The organism is Guopingia tenuis, from assembly GCF_014384805.1.
Lineage (GTDB): Bacteria > Bacillota > Clostridia > Christensenellales > Christensenellaceae > Guopingia > Guopingia tenuis.
Genome location: NZ_JACRSS010000005.1, coordinates 108185 through 128412, shown reverse-complemented (window position 1 = coordinate 128412; position 20228 = coordinate 108185). Strand labels below are relative to the sequence as shown.

Below are 20228 nucleotides of genomic sequence, written 5' to 3'. Positions count from 1 at the left end.
GCCCCCGAAATCTGCTTTTTTCTATGAAAATAATTCCTGCTCCCGCAGGAATTATTATTCATTATGTGTCTTTAGATCATATCCGAAACATCATAATCCGCTTTGGCCGCCGCATTTGCCATGTTGGAGGTAACCTCCACATTGGACGGAGCCACCACGAAGATATTCCGCGCCGCCTTTTTGATATCGCCGCCCAGGGCATATACCGCGCCGCTGATAAAATCGAGAATCCGCTGCGCCACGGCAACATCGATCTCATCCAGGTTGACGATAATCGGCTTGCGGGATTTCAGATTATCGATGACGCCCTGCGTCTCGTCATAGGATGTGGGCCGGAAGATAATCATCTTCATCTGGCTGCTCTCTCCCCGGGTTTCCGGCATGGAGATCACTTTGGAACGCCGCCGGGAGAAGCTGGGCTCCTCATAGCTGGGCTCGTCCAATTCGTCCGCAGGCTCGTCATAATCGTCATAATCTTCCATTTCTTCGTCCATCTCGTCGTAGTATTCGTCACCGTCTACGTCCGTCTGCTTCATGCCAAGAGGCCCAAACGCCTTTTTCCAAAAACCTTTTGCCATCCTTTTTTCTCCTCCTATATAGTATAGTTCCGATGTCCAAAAATTGCCGTCCCCACGCGAACCATGTTGGCGCCCTCTTCGATTGCCACGTTATAGTCGCCGGACATGCCCATGGATAGGTATTTCATTTCCAGCCCCGCACGCCCGGAAAGCTTGTCAAACAGGCCGCGCATTTCCGCAAAATATTTCCGCACCTCTTCCGGGTTTTCCGCAAAGGGCGCCACAGTCATCAGCCCTTTGATATGCACCCGGTCCAGGGGAGCGATCTGTTCGAGGAATGCCGGGAGCTCCTGCTTAGAAAGGCCGGATTTTGTTTCCTCTCCCGCGATATTGATCTCGATCAGGCAGTCAAGAGTCGTGTCCCGCTTTTCCAAAAGGCGCTGCATTTCCTGCGCCACCGAAAGGGAACAGAGGGAATGGACGAGCTTAACCTTATCTATTATATACTTTACCTTATTTTTTTGCAATTGTCCAATCAAATGCCATCCAATATCTGGAGGAAGCTGCGGCTGCTTGCCCATCATCTCCTGGACGCGGTTTTCCCCTAGCTGGCGGGCCCCCGCCTCATAGGCCTCCAAAATCCGTTCCACATCGATGGTCTTGCTCACGGCAATCAGCGTCACATCCTCCGCCTTCCGGCCGGATACCGCTGCACTTTTTGCAATGCTTTCCTCTACCTTCTGCAAATTTTCCCGAATACTCATACTGCCGCCTTCTTATGGATAGATTAAGCTCCCCACATCCAGGGGGCTCTTTAAATCGATGGGCTGCACGATGGCCTGTCCATCCTTTTCAATCAGCACTGTCACCGGCGCAAACGCCTTGTTTTCGCCGTCTTTATAATAGACGCCCTTTTGCCCTTCCACCTCTTTGACCGCGCCGGCGGGAACCTGAATCCCCACATAGTCCGCCGAAACCGTCATCTCCACCTGGCGGGCCAGCAGCAGTTTATCGATGGGCTGGGTAAAGGAGAAATAATAGAGGTGCTTTCCGCCGTCCGTCCGGTGATCCGAGAGATTGCCGGTATAGGAAGCGCCGTCTCCTCCATAGGAAAAGTCCACGGTAAAGGCCATTCCATTCACAAATTCCGGGATTTCCCGGTCGCATACCATGACCACATACCATTCGTTGGGGTTGACCAGCCGGTAGAACGGGCGGCTGGCCGTTGCTGTATCCGCCTTATAGAAGGTTTTGCCCTCTAAAATATCGTTGATGTTTTGGAGCGTCAGCTTCTTCATGTTGGAGGGCTGCAAAAGCGTCTCGGTTCCATCGAAATAAAAGCTCACGACGCCGTCCCCCTTGGCCAGGGTGATCTCCTTCCAGTCGTCGATCTTAGCCACAAGCGCCGCCTCCTGCTGATAGAAGTCTGCCAGCGTCTGGTCCTCTTTGACGGACTCCTTCAAAAACTTGGTCCGTTCTTCCATCAGCGTCTCCAATTCGCGCTCCATCTGCAAAAGGTCTCCCTCGGCCTCTCCCCGGGTCACGGCGCGGATCTCCTCGCTTTTTTCTTCAATGACCTTGTTCAGGTTTTCCAGATCCTTGTTGACAACGTCCTTCAAAATATTGCCCTGCTGGTAATCCATGATCTTGTCCTGCAGAGCCTTGAGATCGGCATAGTCCTTGTCGCTGTAGTTCCAGCTGTAAACGGCCGCAATGGGCGTTCCTTCCGTGACAGCCTGTCCCTCCTCGGCTAAAAACTCCACTTTTCCGTAATTTTCGGATTTATAGAGGGTTTCCGAACGGATGATAATCCCCTGGCCGCTCTCTGAAAACGAAAGCTCACCTTTTTTCGCCTCTGTCGTCTGACTTCCCAAAATCAAAAAAAGTGCCGTGCAGACTATCGCCACCGCCGCCGCGCCGCCGATTCCCAGCATCCACTTTCTATCCAGTTGAAACTTTTTTTTACGCTTTGTTCGCCGCGCGCTTGTCCGACGGACCATGAGTGCATACCCCCGCAAATTCTTTAATATAATACATTTCTCCAAAAAAAAGAAAATTCCTGCTTTGCCGCAGGAATCCTTCTTTTTTTACATTTTTTCTCTTTCCTCTGCCGCTACAGCTGGTAACCAAAGAGAACCACATTTCCCCGCCGGTTATACCGGATCCAGTCAGCGAAAGTCTTGACGAGAAAAATCCCTCTCCCACATTCGCTGAAAACGCCGGGACAAGGCTGCCGGACCGCCTGCTGCGCGCCGGGGAAGCCATCGCCGGGATCCAGCACACAGCATTCCAGCATGTTATCCCGCATCCGGAACAACACCCGCGCATAGGCCGGATGGGAATGGGCCAGGCTGTTGGCCAGCAATTCGTTTAAAATCAGTTTTATCTGGAAGCTCTCCTCTTCCTGCAACGTCCCGCAGACCTGCTGCGTCTCCTCCAGGACAAGGGTAACCGCCTCATGGATTTCCGCAAGAGAGCGTACCTGTATCGTTTTGCACATGTTGCACATGGATCATCCCTGCCAATACCTAAGGGACTAAAGCCAAAATGAATTTTCCTGCCGTGATGCCCCTTTATTTTCTTTATATGTAACCGCTTTACCCCAGGTTCAAACTATTCCATATAGGTTTTGCGCAGTTTTTCCATGATTTTCTTCTCGGCCCGGGAGATATACATTTGCGAGACGCCCAGCTTTTCCGCCACCAGCTTCTGGGATTTGTTGTTCCAGAAGCGCTCCCGCAGAATGGTCTGCTCCTGTTCCGATAGCTTGGACATGGCATACCGCAGAAAATCCCGGTTTTCGATATCCGTAAAGCTGCGGTCGTCCTCCCCGATAAAATCGCCCAGCGTGGAATCCTCGTCCTCCGTGGCATAGCGTTCCAGCGAGGAAACCGACGCGGCCCGCTGCATTTCCAAAAGCTCCAGCACCCGCTCTTCCGAAAGGTTCATGACCTTCGCCAAATCTGCCGGACGGTATCTTCCGCCCTCTCGGCCCAGCTTTTCCTTCGCCTCTGCCAGCTGCATGAGCTGCTCGCTGTCCCTGCGGGAAATATGCAGAAGCCGGGTCTTATCCCGGAAATAGTTCTTGATCTCTCCGATAAGAGAGGGCGCGGCAAAGCTGGTGAATTTGATGCCCCGGCTGGGGTCAAACCGCTCAATAGCCTTGACAAGAGCCATGGAAGCCACCTGCAGCAGGTCCTCATATTCCACGCCGCGGCCGGTAAACTTCTTCGCAATAATCTGCGCCATATAGAGATAATGCTCCAGAAGCGTGTTCCGTGCGGCAATATCCCCTGTCTGCGAATATTCGTCAAACAGCTTTTTGATTTCGTCGTCCGTTAATTTCTGTGTCAACCCATGCTTCCTTTGCTAAATGTCATGACGATCCGCGTATTTCTCCCATCGTTCTCGGTGATCCGGCAGTCCTTTGCCATTGCCTCCAGGATCATTTGGGAAAGCTCCGTACTGTTCTCCGCAGCCGCCTCTCCCGCGTAGCGGGGCCGTTCCAGGCAGAAATCCGCCTCCAGTTCATTGTCCCCCGCCTCCAGGCAGATGCGCATGTCGCCCCCCGTCACATCGCTCAACAGCAGAACGCATGCCTCGGAAACAGCGGTTTTGATATCCTCAATGGCGTCCACTGCGAAATCCATCCGGGTTGCCACACCGGAAATATACAGGCGCAACGGCAGAACATATTGGGCCTTGGCCGGGAATGTCAGCGTCAGAATATCTCGTTTCATTCGCTTGGCTCCTCAATCGTAAACAGCGTGTGCAGGTTGGTCAGGGTAAACAGCTTATAAAGATGGGGTTTGAGCCCCCGGATGACGATGCCGTGCTGCTTTTTCTGCAGCTCCTTGAGGGCCGCCACCAGCACGCCCAATCCCGTGGAATCGATGTATTTCAGATGCGCGCAGTCCAGGCAGATATCCGCATCCGTCGCGCCCAGCAGCTCTTTTTTCAGCTCCGGCGCGTTATAGATGTCGATATCTCCAAACAACTGAATCCGCCAGCAGTTCTCCGCCGCGTCAAACTTCTTTTCAATCACCATAGGTGTCTCCCCCTTCAAAAATATCCCGGACGCATCCGATATCGTCTATCACATAATCCGCGCCGCTGCGGCGCATCTCCTCCGGATCGGCATATCCGCCCAGCACGGCCACACTGACCGCCCCGGCGGCCTTTCCTGCGCCAACATCGTTCAGACTGTCGCCAATCATGGCCGTTTCCGACAGGGGAACGCCAAATTCCTCCGCCAGATGGACAACACACCACGGCTCAGGCTTGGGCCGTTCCATGTCCTCCTGGGCATAGACGGCCTCCATATAGGGCAAAAGGCCGGTTTGCCGCAGCACCTCATGGGTGGCCTCCCGGGGCTTCATGGTGGCAACCGCCAGATGAATCCCCCGCCTTTTCAGCTCCTCCAGCACGGCAACGGTATGGGGATATAGGCGGGTCTTTTGGAAGCAATGGGCTGCATAATATGCCTTATATGCCTCCACATCCGCCAAACGGCTCTGGCTGTCGATCCCAAGCTCCCCATATACTTTTTCAAAAAGGACATAGACGCCCCGGCCCACACTGCGCCGGACCAGCGGCTCCACATCGCCGAAATTGCCGTATTTTTTCAATATATGCGCCATCGCGCCGGCCAGATCCGGAATGGTATCCGCCAGGGTCCCATCCAGGTCAAAAACTGCGAGACGAATCTTCTGCTTCATATACCTGCCCTCTTTTCTTTTTCCCGTATTACTATATCATTTTCCCCGCGCCGCTTCAACAATTTTGTCATTCCAATCTCATAAAAACAAGGGGCCATAGCGATTCCCGCCTCTTTACAGAGCCGCTCCCATCAGCCTTTTTTGCCGCAAGGCACAGAAAGGTCTGAACGGGAAAAACGGGGGATATTCCTGTGAATGCTGCAAATAAACAACCGGTTCTCTGCAAAATGCCGGCCTGCTTTCCTGCCGTATTCCCATGCCCCTTTTATATTGCCGAAAACATTCCCTAGTACAAAAAAACAGGCGGAATTCCGCCTGTTTTTACTATTTTCCCTTTCAAATGGAATCCGTGAAGTCCCACCAGTTGCTGTAATATCCCGTTGCGAACTCTCCGATGAGCACCACAAGGATGAAGATGGAAAGGGCGGTTCCAATGGCGCCGGTGATGATGCCGGCCAGAGCCATGCCGCTCTTTTCTTTCCGGTTGGCAACGATACCCAGCACCAGCCCCACAATGCCGCAGGGGATGCCGATATAAAATACAAAACAGAACACAATGCTGGCTATGCCGCAGACCATGGCCGCAATCCCCATGCCGCTCTTTTGGGAAACCGCGGCAGGATTCGCATAGGCGCCGGGCTGCTGATAGCCGGGATGGGGCGGATAATGATAGCCGGGGTTGGGCTGATATCCCGGAGGCTGATAGCCGGGATTCGGCTGATATCCCGGGCCAGGCGGCGTCGGGCCTGCCTGATATCCCGGGCCTGTTTGATACCCTGGGCCAGGCTGCGGAGGCCGGTAGCCGGGATTTGGCGGATACGGCCCCGGCTGGGTATAAGATGCCGTCGCGGGGTCATAATATCCCTGGGCCTGCGGCCCGCCCTGGGGCGGTATGGGCGGCGGCTGCCCGGGGCCGGGCTGCGGAGGGTTCGCCGGCTGCTCGTCCTTTGGAGGCGTCGGCGGCTGTTCCGGAACAGCCTGCCCGTTCACCGGCGGCTGCTGCGCGGCCGGCTGCACCGGCGGTTCCGCCTGCCCATAAAAGGGCTGCTGGGTATACTCATAGTTTTCCGGGTGGGCATTATCATGGTTCCTTTGCTCGTCCATATCGTTCCTCCTTTTTTCATCCCCATGGGGTTCCCTTTATTCTATCTGTCTTTAGTGTACAATAGAACCGTCATTTTTGCAATAAAACGCGAAAGTATAAAAAGCACCGCTTCTTCGAGAGCATTCCTTTCTCAGAATAGACGCATCTCGCCATTAGAATTCCTTTCATGTTTATTCACAGTCTGATCCCCGGCAAACCTGAAATTATTCTCACGCAAGGCAACGATCCCATGCGATAATTTGGGCGGGCCAGCTTCTTGTGCCGCAGCGATATGTATCCTGTTTCAATGAAAAATGCCTGCGGTTTTTATACGCTCCAAAAACCGCAGGCATTCTGGATAATCAAATATATCAATTCTGCATCAGGATTTGCTGCCCCTCAATAAGAGGATAGCTAACCAGGTTTCTGCCATCCAGATCTTCACGGTGCATATCCACACCGGTAATTTGGCTGTTTTCATAGGTGGTATAATAATATATCCCCTTGTCTGTATTGCAGCAGGATGAATATATCGTATACTCAAAGCCCTGGGCTGTCTGACAGCAGCCTTTCTGTTGCGCCACAGAAGCAAGAATATGAAAAAATTGGCTGATACTTTCCGATTCCGATTCTCCAGAGAAAGAATTGAGCCTGGTAAATGCGGCTTTTACAAATCGGGACGCAGAGGAAAGATCGCCCGGCAGGCCTATGCTGCCCATGCCTCGTCCGTATGGCACAAATTGAATTTGATCAGAAAACCTGCTTTTCGGGTCCTCCCGGCTGATCCCCATATAATTCACAAGGTTTGTCAAGTGAAAATCAAAGGTGGGATTGTTGGTCATGATACCTACAGGATTATCATAGATCTTCAGCCCGTCCTTAACCGATTCTACTACGATGCTTTCGTTACGATCCGAAATCATCCAATGCAGAGGCGACAAGGGAAGCTGCGGCGTGAAATTCTCATTGAGAAGGCTGAGTCTGGCCAGTTTCTCACGCGCCTCATCCACAGTTGCACATTGCCCCAGTATCCAGGGGATAAACTCAAAGGGCGTTATGTTATCCTTTTCCGGATCTTCCGGCTTATAGTCCGCGTTGCCTGGAAAATTCAATCCCGCCATGCTCAGCCCCATTTCGTTGGTAGCATCATAATACAGCGGGTAGTCCTGTTGTATGAAGGCCATGCCTATCAAGGCATAGTGAACAGGAATTTCGCCCATCCGCCGAAACCGAAACGGATAATTCCGGGGCGTGATGGTTACTGTCTCTCCATAAGAAAAATCATAGTCTAAATTGCGCCCAAAATAATGATTTTTTGTTTTATAAGTTGCCGCTGTACACATTGCATCAACCTCCGCTACCTTTCTTTTGCAGGATTAGCCTTCCCAATTTTATCTCCTGAAAACCGCAATTTATTATAGCTTTTTTAAAATAGAACGCCGCCCCGAAAGAAACGGGCAGTCTTTCGCTGCCGTTTCTTCCATCGGCATAAGAGGAGCCGGAAGGTATGATCTTTTTCTTGCAGAAATACCCCCCGGATTTTCTTTTTGCGTTCTATCGCCTCAGGAGCGGAGTGCCGCGCCGAAATCTGTTTCCAGATTCGCCAGAATCCGCTTCATATCCTTTGCAATGTTTTCATCGGTGAGCGTGCCCGTAGCGGAACGGAAGGTCAGCGCATAGGCCAGAGACTTTTTGCCTTTGCCCAGCTGCTCCCCTTCATAGACGTCGAACAGCTCCACATTTTCGATATATTTCCCGCCGTTCTTCAAAATCGCCTTGCGGATGGTTCCCGCCTCCGCATCCTTATCCACGGTGATGGCGATATCCCGCTCAATTGCCGGATATTTAGGCAGGGGGGCAAAGCGAATTTTGGTTCCGGATGCCTCGAACAGGCTCTCCATATCCATCTGGGCCACATAGACCTTTTCGGGAATCCCAAAATTCTCCTGGACATCCGGATGAATCTCGCCTAACTGGCCCACCAGCTTGTCGCCCAGCATCATGAGCGCCTTGCGGCCGGGATGGAAATACGGTTCGCCTCCCGCCACCACATCGATCCCGCCTTCTACGCGGCAGATTTCAAAGATATTCTCCACGATTTCCTTCAGGCGGTAGAAATCTGCATCGTCGCCGCTCATGGCCAGCACCATCTTTTTGCGCTCTTCAGGCAGCTCAGTCAAGGGCAGCTCTTTTGGCAGATAGACCTTGTCGATCTCGAAGATCTTCACATTCTTATTCTTATGCTTCAGATTCGTCGCCATGACCTTCAGCGCGTCGGCAATCAGCGTTGTACGCATATAGGCCGTGTCGTCGCCCAGGGGATTGCGGATCTTCACCGCCCGGCGCAGGAAGCTGTCCTCTGGCAGAAGCAGCTTATCCCAATCTGCCTTGCCCGTGAAGGAATAGGTAATGCATTCAAAGAATCCATTGCCGGTGATATAGTGGCGCACCAGGTCGGTGAACACCTCCATATCTCTCTTCACCGCCATGATCCGGCCCTGAACCTCGTTTTCCGGGATGTTGTCATATCCATAGATCCTGGCCACTTCTTCCGCGATATCCGCCTTTCCATCGATGTCGCCGCGGATATGGGGAATATGCACCCGAAGCTCGGTGGCATCCAGCTCGGTTTTCAGGAACACCCGATCCAGGCACCGCTTCATTTCCATTGCCGAAAGATTGGTTCCCAAAATTCCGTTGATATCCTGCGCCTTTACGACGATCTCCTTTTCCGAGAGATCTTCCGAGAGGATATCGATGGTACCCCCAACGATCTCTCCCGCCCCCAGCATCTCGGTAAGCTGGCAGCAGCGGTTGATGGCATATTCCACATTGGCCGTATCCACGCCCTTGGAGAAACGCATGGACGCCTCGGTGGCCAGGCCCAGCCCCCGGGAGGTCTGGCGGATGTTGCCATACATGAATTTCGCCGCCTCATAGATCACGGTTTTGGTGTCTTCCTTGATCTCGGAATTTTCGCCGCCCATGACGCCGGCAATGCCCGTGGGGCCTTCGGCATCGGCAATGAGCAGCATGGAGCTTGTGAACTCCCGTTCCTTTCCGTCCAGCGTTTTCATGGTCTCGCCGTCCTCAGCCCGGCGGACGATGATTTTCCGGCCCCGGATATCTTTATCGTCATAGGCATGCATGGGCTGGCCAGTCTCCAGCATGACAAAGTTTGTGATATCCACGATGTTGCTGATGGGCCGGATCCCCGCCGCGCGGAGCCGCGCCTGCATCCAGTCTGGCGAAGGACCGATTTTCACATTTTTGACCGCCTTGGCCATATACCGCGGGCAAAGGTCGGTATCCGTCACCTCCACATCCACATAGTTATGGATATCGTCGTTTTTATCCTCGCTATAGGCCGCATCCGGAATCTTTATGGGGATATCCAGGGCCGCCGCCGCTTCCCGTGCGATGCCCAGAACCGAGAGGCAGTCCGGCCGGTTGGCGCCGATTTCAAATTCGATCACCGTGTCGTCCTTCATAATGACCTTGCGGATGTCCGTGCCCGGCGCCCAGTCCCCCGAAAGGATCAGGATGCCATAGACCTCCGCGCCGGGATAGTCGCTTTCTTTCAGGCAAAGTTCCTCGCCCGAGCAGAGCATGCCATAGGACTCCACGCCCCGCAGCTTGCCTTTTTTGATCTTCATGCCGTTGGGCAGCTCGGAGCCGCAGAGCGCCACCGGCACCAGCGCGCCTTCAAATACATTGTCCGCGCCGGTCACGATCTGCAGCGTTTCAGTTCCCACATCGATCTGGCAGATCTGCAGCTTATCCGCATCCGGATGCTTTTCCAGCTTGACAATTTTGCCGACCACCACATTTTTAATGTCCGCGCCCAGCTCGGTGATCGCCTCGACGCCGTTGCCCGTCGCCACCATCTTTTCCGCCAGTTCTTTCACCGGCAGATCCGTTTCTATATAATCTTTCAGCCATCTATAAGGTACCAACATATGTTTTTCCTCCCTTACTTGAACTGCTCGATGAAGCGCACATCGTTTTCATAGAGCAGACGGATATCCGTAATCCCATATTTAATATTGGTCAGGCGATCCAGCCCCAGGCCAAAGGCGAAGCCGGAATACACCTCCGGATCCAGGCCGCAGTTTATGAGTACCCGGGGGTTGACCATGCCGCAGCCCAGCACCTCGATCATTCCCGCGCCCTTGCAGGCCGGGCAGCCCTTGCCGCCGCAGATGGAGCAGGTTGCGTCCACTTCTGCGCTGGGCTCGGTGAAGGGGAAGAAACCGGGGCGGAATTTGGTCTTTGTCTGCTCGCCATAGAAGCGGCGCAGGAAGGTGTTGATGGTCCCCTTGAGATCGGCAAAGGTGACGCCTTTATCGATGACCAGGCCTTCCACCTGATTGAAAACCGGGGAATGCGTCGCATCCACGTCGTCCTGCCGGTATACCCGCCCAGGGCAGATCATCCGGATGGGCGGCTCGGTTTCCAGCATAGTGCGCGCCTGCACGGGGGATGTATGCGTCCGCAGCACGATATCATCTGTGACATAGAAAGTATCCTGGGCATCCCGGGCCGGATGGTCCTTGGGGATATTGAGCATTTCAAAATTGAATTTGTCCAGCTCGATCTCCGGGCCTTCCACCACCGTGAACCCCATATGGACAAAAATCGAACGGATCTCCCAATATACCTTTGTCAGAGGATGCAGGCCGCCGATGCGGTTTTTCCGTCCGGGCAGAGTGACGTCGATCTTTTCCGCCGCCAGCCGGGCGTTTTTCTGCTTTTCGGAAATCTCCAGGCGCTTTTCCTCAATGGCCTCCTCCGCCTTTTTGCGCAGGGCGTTGATCTTCTGCCCAAAGGCCGGCCGTTCCTCCGGCGAAAGGCTTCCCATCTGCTTCATCATCTGGGTAATCTCGCCCTTTTTGCCCAAATATTTGACTTTGAGCTCCTGCAGAGCCTCGTTCTGCTGCATATCCCGCAATGAAGCCTTGATTTCATCCAGGATCGTGTTCAGATTCTCTTTCATGTTCGCTCCTTCTTTCCTAAATTTTATCTGTAAATCTGAATATTGCCTTTCCAGCCCGCTGTGGCCAAAAAAAATCTCCGTCCTATCCAGGACGAAGATACACCTTCGTGGTACCACCCGATTTTGCCAGGCGTTTTGCGCCGCGGCCTCTCATGGGATATAACGGTCCTCCCCCGGCCCGGCCTACCTTTTCAGCCGGACAGCTCCCAGGTGAAATTTCATCGTTCCCGCAGGACGCCTTTTCAGCTGCCGGCGCCTCTCTTCTTTCTGCCTTGGGATACGGCTACTTTGCCTGTTCCTCGCTTATATTTTTATTATTATACCATGCGCTTTTCCTTTTTGCAAGAAGAAAAACCCGGTTGACACCATCCTCTTCGGCCGATATACTATTTCTTGCCCGGTCGGATATCCGGGCAGGCTATTTAGAAAGGAACAAACTATGCAAAAAAGACTGGCAGTTTTATTGTCCCTTTGTCTCCTGTTTGCCGTCGGCGGCTGTGCTCCCAAGGCCGATCCCCTTCCCACATCGCCGCTGAGCACGGAGGATCCCGAAATGGTGCAGCCCAATACCGACGGAAAGGAATCCTCTCCCGATGCGCCCCTTGCGTTGGACGACGTGGGCATCTGCGGAAAATACAGCGATGAAGCCGGCGATTATCAGGCCGTTCTGGTAACGCTGCGGCAAATCGTCCGCGGAGAGGAAGCCGTGGCCATCGCGGAAGGCTATCAGCCCGGCTCGGAAGATCTTCCCATCGAACCTTTGGCAGACAGCGGCAGCGAATATGTTGCCATCACCTTTGACGTGTTTATCCCGGAGGGATACAGCATGGGCGACAGCGGCACGGAAACCATCCTCCCCATCAGCATCACAGGGCTGGACGGTTCGCTTCTCAATATCAATGGAGAGCCGTATCTCACCACGCCCATCGATATCAGCGGCTCTAAGCTGGCCCAGGGCGGCACTTCCGTAACCCGGCAGGCGGTTTTTGCCCTTCCCCAGGATTTCACCGAATATCTCATCGCTTTTGGCGACGGTCAGATCGCCTATTATTCTGGGCAATAAAAGCATGCAGAGAAAACAGAAAAACGGCGGGCGCCAAAATACAGGCCGCGCCGTTTTTTTATTGACTATTGACTGTAGATTCCCCCGGCAGCGCCGGTAAGGGGCTCCCGAAAAAGAATTTATACTTACAGGCCGGAACCAGGCAGGCGCCTGGAAAAGATCCGCAATCTAAAGATTCCTGACTGCTCCCTTTAAGGATCGCGGGCAAAATATGCCGAAAAGAAAATTTTTCGCACATCCTTCCAAGCCTGCCGGTTTTATTTCCCTGGCGGGACGGCTTTTTCCATGGGAATTACCAGGTCATGGCGATTTCCACAGTTTCCGGATTTTCCGCCGTCCCCACCATGGGAGAAGCGGTGTCCATAGCCGCCAGCTGTTCCATCTCCGCCGCTGAAAGCGTGAAATCAAAGATTGCCGCGTTTTCCCGGATGCGGTTTTCGTGGGTGGATTTGGGAATGACCACCGCGCCGCTCTGCACCAGGAAGCCAAGGGCAATCTGGGCGGGCGTCTTTTCATGAGCCGCCGCAATCTCCCGAAGCGCCGGATTCTCAAACATCTCGTTTTTCTTCCCCTGCCCCAGCGGCGCATATGCCATGGCCGCAACGTTATATTTCTCCATCCACCGGCGCTCCGCCTTGCGCTGGCAGAGAAGGTTCATCTCGATCTGGTTCACCGCCGGCGCCACCTTGTTGAACTGGATCAGATCCACCATGCGGTCGGGATCGAAGTTGGAAATGCCGATAGCGCGGATCTTTCCCTGCTCCAGGCATTTTTCCAGCACTCGCCAGGCGGCATAATAGTTGCCAAAGGGCCAGTGGAGCAGCATCAGGTCGATATAATCCGTTTGCAGCTTCCTGAGGGATGCCTCCACCACTTCCTGGGCCGCATCATAGGACGGGAAATTCACCTTGGTGGTGAGGAACAGCCGATCCCGGGGAACGCCGCAGGAGGCCAGGGCTCTGCCCACTTATTCCTCGTTTCCATAGGCCTGCGCCGTGTCGATGAGGCGATAACCCTCTGCCACCGCCAGCTTGACGCTGTTTTCGCATTCTGCGCCGCCTGTTTGGAAGGTGCCGAACCCCAACGCCGGCATTTCCATGCCGTTAGACAGTGTGATACTTTTCATTGCAATATCCTCCTAATTTCTAATCTATCCATGACCCCGCGCAGAACGCGCGGGCTTTCCACTTCATCGGCTCATCACAAAACCGCGGGCCCTTTGTCCAGCCGTTTGCCAATTCCATCCAGCCGCGCTATCGTCCCGTCCGGGCGCGATAGAGCAGAATGCCTGCCGCCACGGCGGCATTCAGGCTCTCAGCCCGGCCATAGATAGGGATTTTATAGAGCAGATCCGCCATCTGCGAAGTCTCATCCAAAAGACCGTCCGCTTCGTTTCCGATGAGAACGCAGAGACGGGGCTTTTCGGGGATGGGAGCTTCCCCTCCCTTCAGATGCCCGGCCACAAGGAACATCCCCTGATCCTTCCATTTTTTCAAAACTGCGGAAAAGTCCTCTGACACCCAAATGGGCAGATGAAAAACGCTGCCCATGGCGGCGCGCACCGCCTTCGGGCCGGTATAATCCGCGCTGCCTCTGGAGAGCAGTATCCCCGCCGCTCCCACGGCGTCCGCCGTGCGGATAATCGTCCCGACGTTCTGCGGATCGCTCACATTTTCCAGAGCCACATAGATCCCCGGGGGCGTTTCCTCCGGCGGCGTTTCCGCCTTCTGCCGCACCACTGCCAGGGAAGGCTGGGGATGCCGGGCTTCGCAGACTGCTTCCAGCACCGCCCGGCTCACCCGGATCGTGTGCACGCCCCGTTCCAGGGCTTCCCGGGCCGCCGGAGAATCCTCTGCCGCCAGCACGCTTTCCACCTGCCCATAATGCAGCGCCTCCAGGGCGCATTTTTCGCCCTCTGCGATAAATTTTCCCAGCGCCCGGCGGTTCTTTCGCTCCTTTAAGGAACGAAGTTCCTTGATATAGGGATTTTTTGTGCTGGTGATCTCTTCCATGCCCGCTCCTTTTCCCATAGTGCAAAAAAATTCGGTTTCCCGAATTTTTATTGCGTGCTTGTTAATTTTTTACTGGTTACGCCAGTTTGCTTTTAGCCAGCTCTGCCAGCTTGGCAAAGGCCGCCGCGTCGTTGACTGCCATATCCGCCAGAATCTTGCGGTTGATTTCCACATCCGCTTTCTTCAGGCCGTCGATCAGGCGGGAATAGCTCAGCCCATTGAGGCGGGCCGCCGCGTTGATGCGGGCGATCCAGAGCTTGCGGAAGTCGCGCTTTTTCAGGCGGCGTCCGATATAAGCGTATTTCTGGGATCTCATGACCGCCGCTTTCGCCGTGCGGTACTGCTTGGATTTCGCGCCGAAATACCCCTTCGCCAGTTTAAAAACTTTTCTGCGTTTTTTATGAGCGTTTACTGCCCGTTTAATTCTTGCCACTGTTCTTTCCTCCTATAACGAAATACATAAGCATCCCCGGGGATTACTTATAGGGAATGAGCTCCCGGATATTCTTCTGCTCTGCCGCACAAATATATGTGCCTTTGCGCAGGTTTCTCTTTCTCTTGGTGGTTTTTTTGTTCAAGATATGGCTCTTATAGGCCTTCGCTCTCTTCACCAAACCCGATTTCGTTACGCGGAATCTCTTCGCAGCCCCTCTATGGGTTTTCATTTTTGGCATATTGGTGCCCTCCTCTCAACTTAATTCTTTGGTGCTAAAATCATAAACATATTGCGCCCTTCCATCTTTGCCGGCTTTTCCACTGTCGCATTATCCAGCATGGTGAGGAAGGTGTTCATCACATTCAGCCCGTTGTCCGTGTGGCTCAGCTGCCGCCCGCGGAAACGGATGGAGACCTTGACCTTGTCTCCCCCGGCCAGGAATTTCGCCGTATTCTTCGCCTTTACCTGCATATCATGAACGTCGATGGTGGGCGAAAGACGGGTTTCCTTCAGCGTGATAATCTTCTGGTTCTTTTTGGCTTCCTTTTGCCGCTTTCCCTGTTCAAAGCGGTATTTGCCATAGTCCATAATCTTGCAGACCGGCGGCGCAGCCTTGGGCGAGATGTTCACCAGGTCCAGATCCGCGGCTTCCGCGGCCTTTAAGGCCTCCATCCGGCTCATAATGCCCAGCTGTTCGCCATTTTCTCCAATGACGCGCACTTCCCTGTCTGTAATTTGCTCGTTGATCAGCAGTTCGTTAGCTATGAAAAACGCCTCCTTTATAATCCTGTCAAATAGAAGCCCCACCCCGGAGCAATCCATAAAAAAATGCGGGCAAAAGCCCGCAAATTCTCCTATCCTTTTGACCATACCAGCAACCGGCCGGCAGGTGAGAAACGGGCGTTTCTACTTAACAAAAGTAATCATACCATGCCCTCATCCCTTTGTCAAGGGAATTTTTCCGCTTATTCCCCGGAAGTATCCTCCGGCCCCGGCGCCGGGATCGGCGCTCCGCATTTGGGGCAGAATGCGCTCTGCTCCTCGCATTCCCATCCGCATTTCGGGCAGATCGCCAGCCCCTTCAAAACAGCCGCCCGGTATACGCAGTCCTTAATCTGGGTATATTTCTCGTCAATCTGGGCGATCAGGTCATTAAACTGCGCCTTCTCGATGCTCGGGCCGCTATGCTGATAGACCTTTTCGCCAATCTGCAAAAACAGGCCGTCAATTTCCTTCTCCAGGTCGTGCTTTTTGGAATTGACCTTCACCAGTTCCACTTTTTCCCCGGTTTTCTTTCCCACCGCCTTTCCCATTTCTCCCACGGTCGAGGCGGCGGAAGACGCGCCGGATTTGATTTTTCCAAAAAATTCTTTGCTGTCGAATGCCATATTTTTTCCTCCTCGCTATGCTTCTATATATTCCTTCATAAGATGCAGATCCAGCTGGTCATAGCGGCGAAGGAAATCATAGAGAATCTTCGTGATCTTTTTCACGCCGCCCGCGCTGTCGCTCTCCACATTCACGGGGATGATGGGATCATGCAGCGAGAGGCGCACAAGGAACCAACCGTCGCCGTCCTCCCTGCCCAGACTCACCCGGATGCCCTCATGGTTATCCGGTGCCACCTGAAAGCGCGCATCGCCCTTCACATATTCCGTAAGCTCAGCGATGACCTTTTCTCCATATTGCCGGAATCCCTCATTTTGGATGCGCAGACGGAATTCCTGGGCCTCGGCCGGCTCCTCCAAGTCAGCAATCAGGCTGAAGAGCGTCTTCCCCTCTTTGCGCATCTGGGCCATCTTGATGAGCAGCTTGGTGATGAGATAAGCGCCGTCGTCCAGGAAATAATTTTCCTTCAGGGCGCCGTGGCCGGATGTTTCGATGGCCAGCTGACTATCCTGCCCGGCTGCATTCAGCCGGATGGATTCGTTGATGACGTTTTTATAGCCCCGCTTGAAGCGGTGATGCACGCCGCCCTTGGCCTTGATAAATTTGGCAAGGCCGCTGGACGTGACCGAATCGGTTACGATGGTCGTTCCCGGGGTTTCCTCCAGCAGAATGGCAGAAATCATGGCAATCAGCCGGTTGCGGTTCAAAACGTGCCCCTGGCTGTCCACAGCCCCTGCCCGGTCCACATCCGTATCGAAAATTACGCCGAAATCTGCGCCGTTTTTCTTCACGGCATCGATAATCGCCGCCATTGCGGTCTTGTCCTCGGGGTTGGGAATATGGTTGGGGAACAGGCCGTCCGGCTCCAGAAACTGGCTTCCCGTCGTATCCGCGCCCAGAGGCTTCAAAACCTTTTCCACAAAAAAGCCGCCCGCACCATTTCCGGCGTCCACCACGATCTTCATGCCTAAAAGAGGGCGTTCCTCTCCCGTAGCCCTGCGGATCTTATCCGCCAGCAGCCCGGCATAGACCGACATGAAATCCACCGGCTCCGCCGTTCCCTTTTTTCCTTTTTTGAAATCGTCCTTTTCCGCCAGGTCGATGAGGGCAGCAATATCCTCTTTTTCCAGGCCGCCGTCCCTGGTGAAAAACTTCAGGCCGTTGCGGTTGAAGGGCAGATGGCTGGCCGTGATCATCACAGCGCCGTCATAGAGGAATCCCTTAGTGACGGTGGTCATAAACATGGCGGGCGTAGAAGACAGGCCAGTTTCATAGACATGCACACCCAGATCTGTCATCGCCTCGCAGACAGTTTCCTGAATGCGAGGCCCGGAGATGCGGGAATCCCGCCCCACGCCGATGCGCAGGTCATTTTTGCCGGTTTTCTTCCGCAACCATTCCACAAAAGCGCAGGCCAGGCTGTATACTGCCCGGTGGGTCAGATTGACCGGCTGGCCCTCGATGCCCTCGCTGCCGACACCGCGTATATCACTTCCGTTTTGAAGTTTCTTTAGATTCATATTTTCCTCCTAATTTCCCCTGCATCCGTTTTGGGATACATCTATCTTATTGTATACGGTATTATTTTACTCTATATTCCGCGGTTTTGAAAGGGCTTTTGCATTTTTTCTTCCCATGCAAACGGCCGGCATGGGGTCTTTTCCCCGGCGCCGGCCGTTTATGGTGTAGCGTTTCTTCTTTTATTTGCTTGTCTGCATATTTTTCACCGGGTCCGCATAGTTCCCGTTCACCAGGTATTCAAAATGCAGATGGGCTCCCTCTGCCGCTTCAAAGCCGGGAGTACCCGCCTTACCGATTTCCCGCCCGGCGTTTACCTTGTCCCCCTCTTTGACGCTGGCTTCCTCCAGTCCGGCATAGACGGTCTGCTGTTTGCCCGTATGCTCGATGGTGACAATCTTTCCCTTGGAAGGATCGTTCTCTACCTTCGTCACTGTTCCGGCCAGCGCCGCCACCACTTTGGTGTTCTTAGCCGCCGAAATATCAATGCCGTTGTGGGTCATCCAGGTGTTCAGTGTCGCATTGAACACCAGCGTTTCTCCGGAAAACGCCTTGGTCACTTCGCCGTCCAGGGGCATTGTCAGCTTCACGGTCTGCGCTGCCTTCTGGCTGGCGCCGGCAGACGCCGACGGGCTGGGTGTTGCCGAGGGCACGGGCGTCGCGCTGGGGCTGGGAGAGGGCGTGGGCGTTGCAGACTGCCGGGCCTTAAGCTCATCCTCCAGGCTGGGCGCCTCCTGCTTCTGGACGTTCTGATCCTCGGGCTGTTTTGTTTCTCCCGGGGCATTCACGGCAAAATAGCAAATGGTTCCCGCCGCCAATACGCAAAAAATCAACACAAGATAAAAGCCTTGTTTCTTTATAAAATTCAGAAATCTGCCTTTTCGGTTTTCAAACATGTTTCCACCTCCGTATGACTATTTTTCCCGCAACACGAAAAAAAATACCTGCTGGCAGGTATTTTGATGGAAATTTTTTCTAATTTTATACGCTTTCCTCAATTTGTTTTTGAGGATCGGTTTTGCTTTGGATTCTCCAGCCGAAAAAACAGTGTTGTTTCGCTTCCAAATAAATAAAAATATGTTTCCGGCTATCCGCGCTTCATTTCTCTGATACGGATAGTTCCTTCTCCAGCCCCCTTCTGTTCCTGCTCTTTCCAATGGCAGAGCATTGTGGATAAAAAACCGACAGCGGCAGAGATTTATAAAAAGTAAGACATCCCTTCATTCGGCATCTCTGCCTCTGTCTTTTGAAAGTAAGCGGGCGCATCCCCATCTCGGCCAGATTCGATTTCCCAGGCAGCCCGTTTTCAATCTTTCCTTGCCTTTTTCAAAAAAACGGGTCAGGAGGACGCATTTTCCGAAAAGGTTTTAATCTCCACCCCGGTATAATAATGCGTCAGAATTTCATCATAGGAGGACCCTGCCTGGGCCATGGCGTTGGCTCCTGCCTGGCTCATCCCGACGCCATGCCCAAATCCGCTGGTTTCAAAGGTCAGGCTGTCCGCGGCAAAACGGATCTTGAAATTGGCGGAATTGAGGCCCAAAATCGAGCGCATATCTTTCCCGGAAAAAGTCTTGTCGCCAATTTTGATGGTTTCCACCCGGCCGCTCTCATAGCGGGAAACGATGGCAATTTGTCCCTGCAAATTTTCCGCATGCAGCTCCATCTCCGGATATCTTTCCTTGAATATCCGGACAAATTCCTCGTTTGTGAATTTCTTCTCGGCAGAGTTGCTTCCCATGGTCCCTTCTCCCGGGCTATCCACGCTTTTCAAATAGGGAAGGGCATTGCTGTAAACATTCTCCACATCCTCGGTCTTTCCCCCGCTGCTGGCGTGATACAGCGCCTCGATGGGCTTTCCATCATAGACGAGAATCTGCCCCGCGGTTTCGGCCACTGCCTCCTCGATTTTCTGCTCATAAACCGCATAGTCTGCGCCCCAGTTGGCCTTGCGGGTTTCCAGATCCACAAACGCCTGGCAATGGGCTGAAGATGTGCAGATATCCGCATTCTCCCCCTGATTGCAGCCGCCGCCACCCGCGGAACGGATTTTGGAGACCGTATACGTCCGCGCGGCCACCGCCTGGGCCTTCAATGCCTCTTTTTCATAGGATGCGGGCATTTCTCCCGCCACTACGCAGACGATATAGTCCTCCAGCGCCATGGTTTCCACCTTTTTCGTCTTGGCGTTATATACGTTGAGCGTGCTGTCCGTCACGAGATATGTCTCGATCTGTTTCAGCTCCTGCCGTTCCATGGAAAGCTCCAGATTCTTCTTCCCCAGGGGCAGAAACGCCACCGCCGCCGCCAGCACAGCCACCGCCGCCACGGCCACCCATATTCGGTTGTCCTTTTGTTTCTTTTTCCGCCGCATGTTGGATGTATATGCACCGCGCCCCTTTTGTATGCGCCGGGCATTTTTCCTTTTCCTCGCGGCCTGCTTCGCCTTCTGCGAATTTCTCTTCGTCGCCATACCGATATTGTATCATAAACG

Annotated in this window: 23 protein-coding genes and 1 other annotated feature; of the genes, 1 reads left to right on the top strand and 22 read right to left on the bottom strand. The window is 53.7% G+C overall.

Annotated features, from left to right (window positions below):
* Nucleotides 1–71 precede the first annotated feature (71 nt).
* From H8693_RS09705 to pheS, 12 genes are all read right to left on the bottom strand, one after another.
* Entirely contained in the window at nucleotides 72–578 is a 507-nt protein-coding gene (locus tag H8693_RS09705) for a cell division protein SepF (RefSeq protein WP_249280800.1), read from the bottom strand.
* A 14-nt stretch (nucleotides 579–592) separates the two neighbouring features.
* Entirely contained in the window at nucleotides 593–1282 is a 690-nt protein-coding gene (locus H8693_RS09700) for a YggS family pyridoxal phosphate-dependent enzyme (protein ID WP_249280799.1), read from the bottom strand.
* A gap of 12 nt (nucleotides 1283–1294) precedes the next feature.
* Complete coding sequence (locus tag H8693_RS09695; protein ID WP_249280798.1) at nucleotides 1295–2452, bottom strand: HlyD family efflux transporter periplasmic adaptor subunit; 1158 nt, start codon at nucleotides 2450–2452, stop codon at nucleotides 1295–1297.
* Between the two features lie 179 nt (nucleotides 2453–2631).
* The gene (locus H8693_RS09690) at nucleotides 2632–3018 is read right to left on the bottom strand and encodes an ATP-binding protein (protein WP_249280797.1); all 387 of its coding nucleotides are present in this window, start codon (nucleotides 3016–3018) and stop codon (nucleotides 2632–2634) included.
* Between the two features lie 113 nt (nucleotides 3019–3131).
* Entirely contained in the window at nucleotides 3132–3872 is a 741-nt protein-coding gene (locus H8693_RS09685; RefSeq protein WP_249280796.1) for a sigma-70 family RNA polymerase sigma factor, read from the bottom strand.
* Nucleotides 3869–4258 (bottom strand): ATP-binding protein, encoded by a 390-nt coding sequence (locus tag H8693_RS09680; RefSeq protein WP_249280795.1) that lies wholly within the window; start codon nucleotides 4256–4258, stop codon nucleotides 3869–3871. The genes H8693_RS09685 and H8693_RS09680 overlap by 4 nt, the downstream gene beginning before the upstream one ends.
* On the bottom strand, nucleotides 4255–4566 hold the full coding sequence (locus H8693_RS09675; RefSeq protein WP_178620845.1) for an STAS domain-containing protein: 312 nt from the start codon (nucleotides 4564–4566) through the stop codon (nucleotides 4255–4257). The genes H8693_RS09680 and H8693_RS09675 overlap by 4 nt, the downstream gene beginning before the upstream one ends.
* Nucleotides 4556–5236, bottom strand: a complete 681-nt coding sequence (locus H8693_RS09670) for an HAD family hydrolase (protein WP_249280794.1) — start codon at nucleotides 5234–5236, stop codon at nucleotides 4556–4558. The genes H8693_RS09675 and H8693_RS09670 overlap by 11 nt, the downstream gene beginning before the upstream one ends.
* Before the next feature lie 336 nt (nucleotides 5237–5572).
* Entirely contained in the window at nucleotides 5573–6340 is a 768-nt protein-coding gene (locus tag H8693_RS09665; RefSeq protein ID WP_249280793.1) for a DUF4190 domain-containing protein, read from the bottom strand.
* 351 nt (nucleotides 6341–6691) lie between these two features.
* The gene (gene bsh, locus H8693_RS09660) at nucleotides 6692–7663 is read right to left on the bottom strand and encodes a choloylglycine hydrolase (protein ID WP_249280792.1); all 972 of its coding nucleotides are present in this window, start codon (nucleotides 7661–7663) and stop codon (nucleotides 6692–6694) included.
* A gap of 219 nt (nucleotides 7664–7882) precedes the next feature.
* Nucleotides 7883–10279 carry a phenylalanine--tRNA ligase subunit beta gene (gene pheT, locus H8693_RS09655; protein ID WP_249280791.1) on the bottom strand — a complete coding sequence of 799 codons (2397 nt, stop codon included), beginning with the start codon at nucleotides 10277–10279 and terminating at the stop codon, nucleotides 7883–7885.
* Nucleotides 10280–10293: 14 nt separating this feature from the next.
* Nucleotides 10294–11316: a phenylalanine--tRNA ligase subunit alpha gene (pheS, locus tag H8693_RS09650; protein ID WP_249280790.1), complete on the bottom strand. Its 1023-nt coding sequence runs from the start codon at nucleotides 11314–11316 to the stop codon at nucleotides 10294–10296.
* Nucleotides 11317–11400: 84 nt separating this feature from the next.
* Nucleotides 11401–11625 (bottom strand) — a binding site (T-box leader).
* Nucleotides 11626–11755: 130 nt separating this feature from the next.
* Between pheS and H8693_RS09645 the strand changes: the two genes are divergently transcribed.
* Entirely contained in the window at nucleotides 11756–12379 is a 624-nt protein-coding gene (locus H8693_RS09645) for a hypothetical protein (RefSeq protein ID WP_249280789.1), read from the top strand.
* Between the two features lie 292 nt (nucleotides 12380–12671).
* Here H8693_RS09645 and H8693_RS09640 read toward each other — a convergent pair whose 3' ends face one another.
* From H8693_RS09640 to spoIID, 10 genes are all read right to left on the bottom strand, one after another.
* Nucleotides 12672–13346 carry an aldo/keto reductase gene (locus H8693_RS09640; RefSeq protein ID WP_249280788.1) on the bottom strand — a complete coding sequence of 225 codons (675 nt, stop codon included), beginning with the start codon at nucleotides 13344–13346 and terminating at the stop codon, nucleotides 12672–12674.
* Complete coding sequence (locus tag H8693_RS09635; protein ID WP_249280787.1) at nucleotides 13347–13505, bottom strand: hypothetical protein; 159 nt, start codon at nucleotides 13503–13505, stop codon at nucleotides 13347–13349.
* A gap of 127 nt (nucleotides 13506–13632) precedes the next feature.
* Nucleotides 13633–14391 carry a TrmH family RNA methyltransferase gene (locus tag H8693_RS09630; RefSeq protein ID WP_249280786.1) on the bottom strand — a complete coding sequence of 253 codons (759 nt, stop codon included), beginning with the start codon at nucleotides 14389–14391 and terminating at the stop codon, nucleotides 13633–13635.
* A 76-nt stretch (nucleotides 14392–14467) separates the two neighbouring features.
* Entirely contained in the window at nucleotides 14468–14824 is a 357-nt protein-coding gene (rplT, locus tag H8693_RS09625; RefSeq protein ID WP_178620293.1) for a 50S ribosomal protein L20, read from the bottom strand.
* A gap of 43 nt (nucleotides 14825–14867) precedes the next feature.
* Nucleotides 14868–15065, bottom strand: a complete 198-nt coding sequence (gene rpmI, locus H8693_RS09620; RefSeq protein ID WP_178620290.1) for a 50S ribosomal protein L35 — start codon at nucleotides 15063–15065, stop codon at nucleotides 14868–14870.
* 20 nt (nucleotides 15066–15085) lie between these two features.
* A complete protein-coding gene (infC, locus tag H8693_RS09615; RefSeq protein WP_407926348.1) occupies nucleotides 15086–15649 on the bottom strand; it encodes a translation initiation factor IF-3 in 564 nt (187 codons plus the stop codon).
* Nucleotides 15650–15792: 143 nt separating this feature from the next.
* Nucleotides 15793–16215, bottom strand: coding sequence for a zinc-ribbon domain-containing protein (locus tag H8693_RS09610; RefSeq protein ID WP_178621421.1), 423 nt, complete (start codon nucleotides 16213–16215; stop codon nucleotides 15793–15795).
* A gap of 15 nt (nucleotides 16216–16230) precedes the next feature.
* The gene (locus H8693_RS09605; RefSeq protein WP_249280785.1) at nucleotides 16231–17736 is read right to left on the bottom strand and encodes a phosphohexomutase domain-containing protein; all 1506 of its coding nucleotides are present in this window, start codon (nucleotides 17734–17736) and stop codon (nucleotides 16231–16233) included.
* Nucleotides 17737–17916: 180 nt separating this feature from the next.
* Complete coding sequence (locus H8693_RS09600) at nucleotides 17917–18570, bottom strand: peptidoglycan DD-metalloendopeptidase family protein (protein WP_249280784.1); 654 nt, start codon at nucleotides 18568–18570, stop codon at nucleotides 17917–17919.
* A 503-nt stretch (nucleotides 18571–19073) separates the two neighbouring features.
* On the bottom strand, nucleotides 19074–20207 hold the full coding sequence (gene spoIID / locus H8693_RS09595) for a stage II sporulation protein D (RefSeq protein ID WP_249280783.1): 1134 nt from the start codon (nucleotides 20205–20207) through the stop codon (nucleotides 19074–19076).
* Nucleotides 20208–20228: the final 21 nt, after the last annotated feature.

Bases quoted from the DNA above. Each gene is read 5' to 3' on its own strand.
- H8693_RS09695 (WP_249280798.1), bottom strand. From the start codon at position 2,452: ATGCTGGGAATCGGCGGCGCGGCGGCGGTGGCGATAGTCTGCACGGCA.
- H8693_RS09705 (WP_249280800.1), bottom strand. From the start codon at position 578: ATGGCAAAAGGTTTTTGGAAAAAGGCGTTTGGGCCTCTTGGCATGAAG.
- pheT (WP_249280791.1), bottom strand. From the start codon at position 10,279: ATGTTGGTACCTTATAGATGGCTGAAAGATTATATAGAAACGGATCTG.
- H8693_RS09605 (WP_249280785.1), bottom strand. From the start codon at position 17,736: ATGAATCTAAAGAAACTTCAAAACGGAAGTGATATACGCGGTGTCGGC.
- rpmI (WP_178620290.1), bottom strand. From the start codon at position 15,065: ATGCCAAAAATGAAAACCCATAGAGGGGCTGCGAAGAGATTCCGCGTA.
- H8693_RS09645 (WP_249280789.1), top strand. From the start codon at position 11,756: ATGCAAAAAAGACTGGCAGTTTTATTGTCCCTTTGTCTCCTGTTTGCC.
- H8693_RS09635 (WP_249280787.1), bottom strand. From the start codon at position 13,505: ATGAAAAGTATCACACTGTCTAACGGCATGGAAATGCCGGCGTTGGGG.
- H8693_RS09610 (WP_178621421.1), bottom strand. From the start codon at position 16,215: ATGGCATTCGACAGCAAAGAATTTTTTGGAAAAATCAAATCCGGCGCG.
- H8693_RS09675 (WP_178620845.1), bottom strand. From the start codon at position 4,566: ATGGTGATTGAAAAGAAGTTTGACGCGGCGGAGAACTGCTGGCGGATT.
- H8693_RS09700 (WP_249280799.1), bottom strand. From the start codon at position 1,282: ATGAGTATTCGGGAAAATTTGCAGAAGGTAGAGGAAAGCATTGCAAAA.
- H8693_RS09680 (WP_249280795.1), bottom strand. From the start codon at position 4,258: ATGAAACGAGATATTCTGACGCTGACATTCCCGGCCAAGGCCCAATAT.
- spoIID (WP_249280783.1), bottom strand. From the start codon at position 20,207: ATGGCGACGAAGAGAAATTCGCAGAAGGCGAAGCAGGCCGCGAGGAAA.
- H8693_RS09690 (WP_249280797.1), bottom strand. From the start codon at position 3,018: ATGTGCAAAACGATACAGGTACGCTCTCTTGCGGAAATCCATGAGGCG.
- H8693_RS09670 (WP_249280794.1), bottom strand. From the start codon at position 5,236: ATGAAGCAGAAGATTCGTCTCGCAGTTTTTGACCTGGATGGGACCCTG.
- bsh (WP_249280792.1), bottom strand. From the start codon at position 7,663: ATGTGTACAGCGGCAACTTATAAAACAAAAAATCATTATTTTGGGCGC.
- H8693_RS09630 (WP_249280786.1), bottom strand. From the start codon at position 14,391: ATGGAAGAGATCACCAGCACAAAAAATCCCTATATCAAGGAACTTCGT.
- pheS (WP_249280790.1), bottom strand. From the start codon at position 11,316: ATGAAAGAGAATCTGAACACGATCCTGGATGAAATCAAGGCTTCATTG.
- H8693_RS09665 (WP_249280793.1), bottom strand. From the start codon at position 6,340: ATGGACGAGCAAAGGAACCATGATAATGCCCACCCGGAAAACTATGAG.
- infC (WP_407926348.1), bottom strand. From the start codon at position 15,649: ATGGATTGCTCCGGGGTGGGGCTTCTATTTGACAGGATTATAAAGGAG.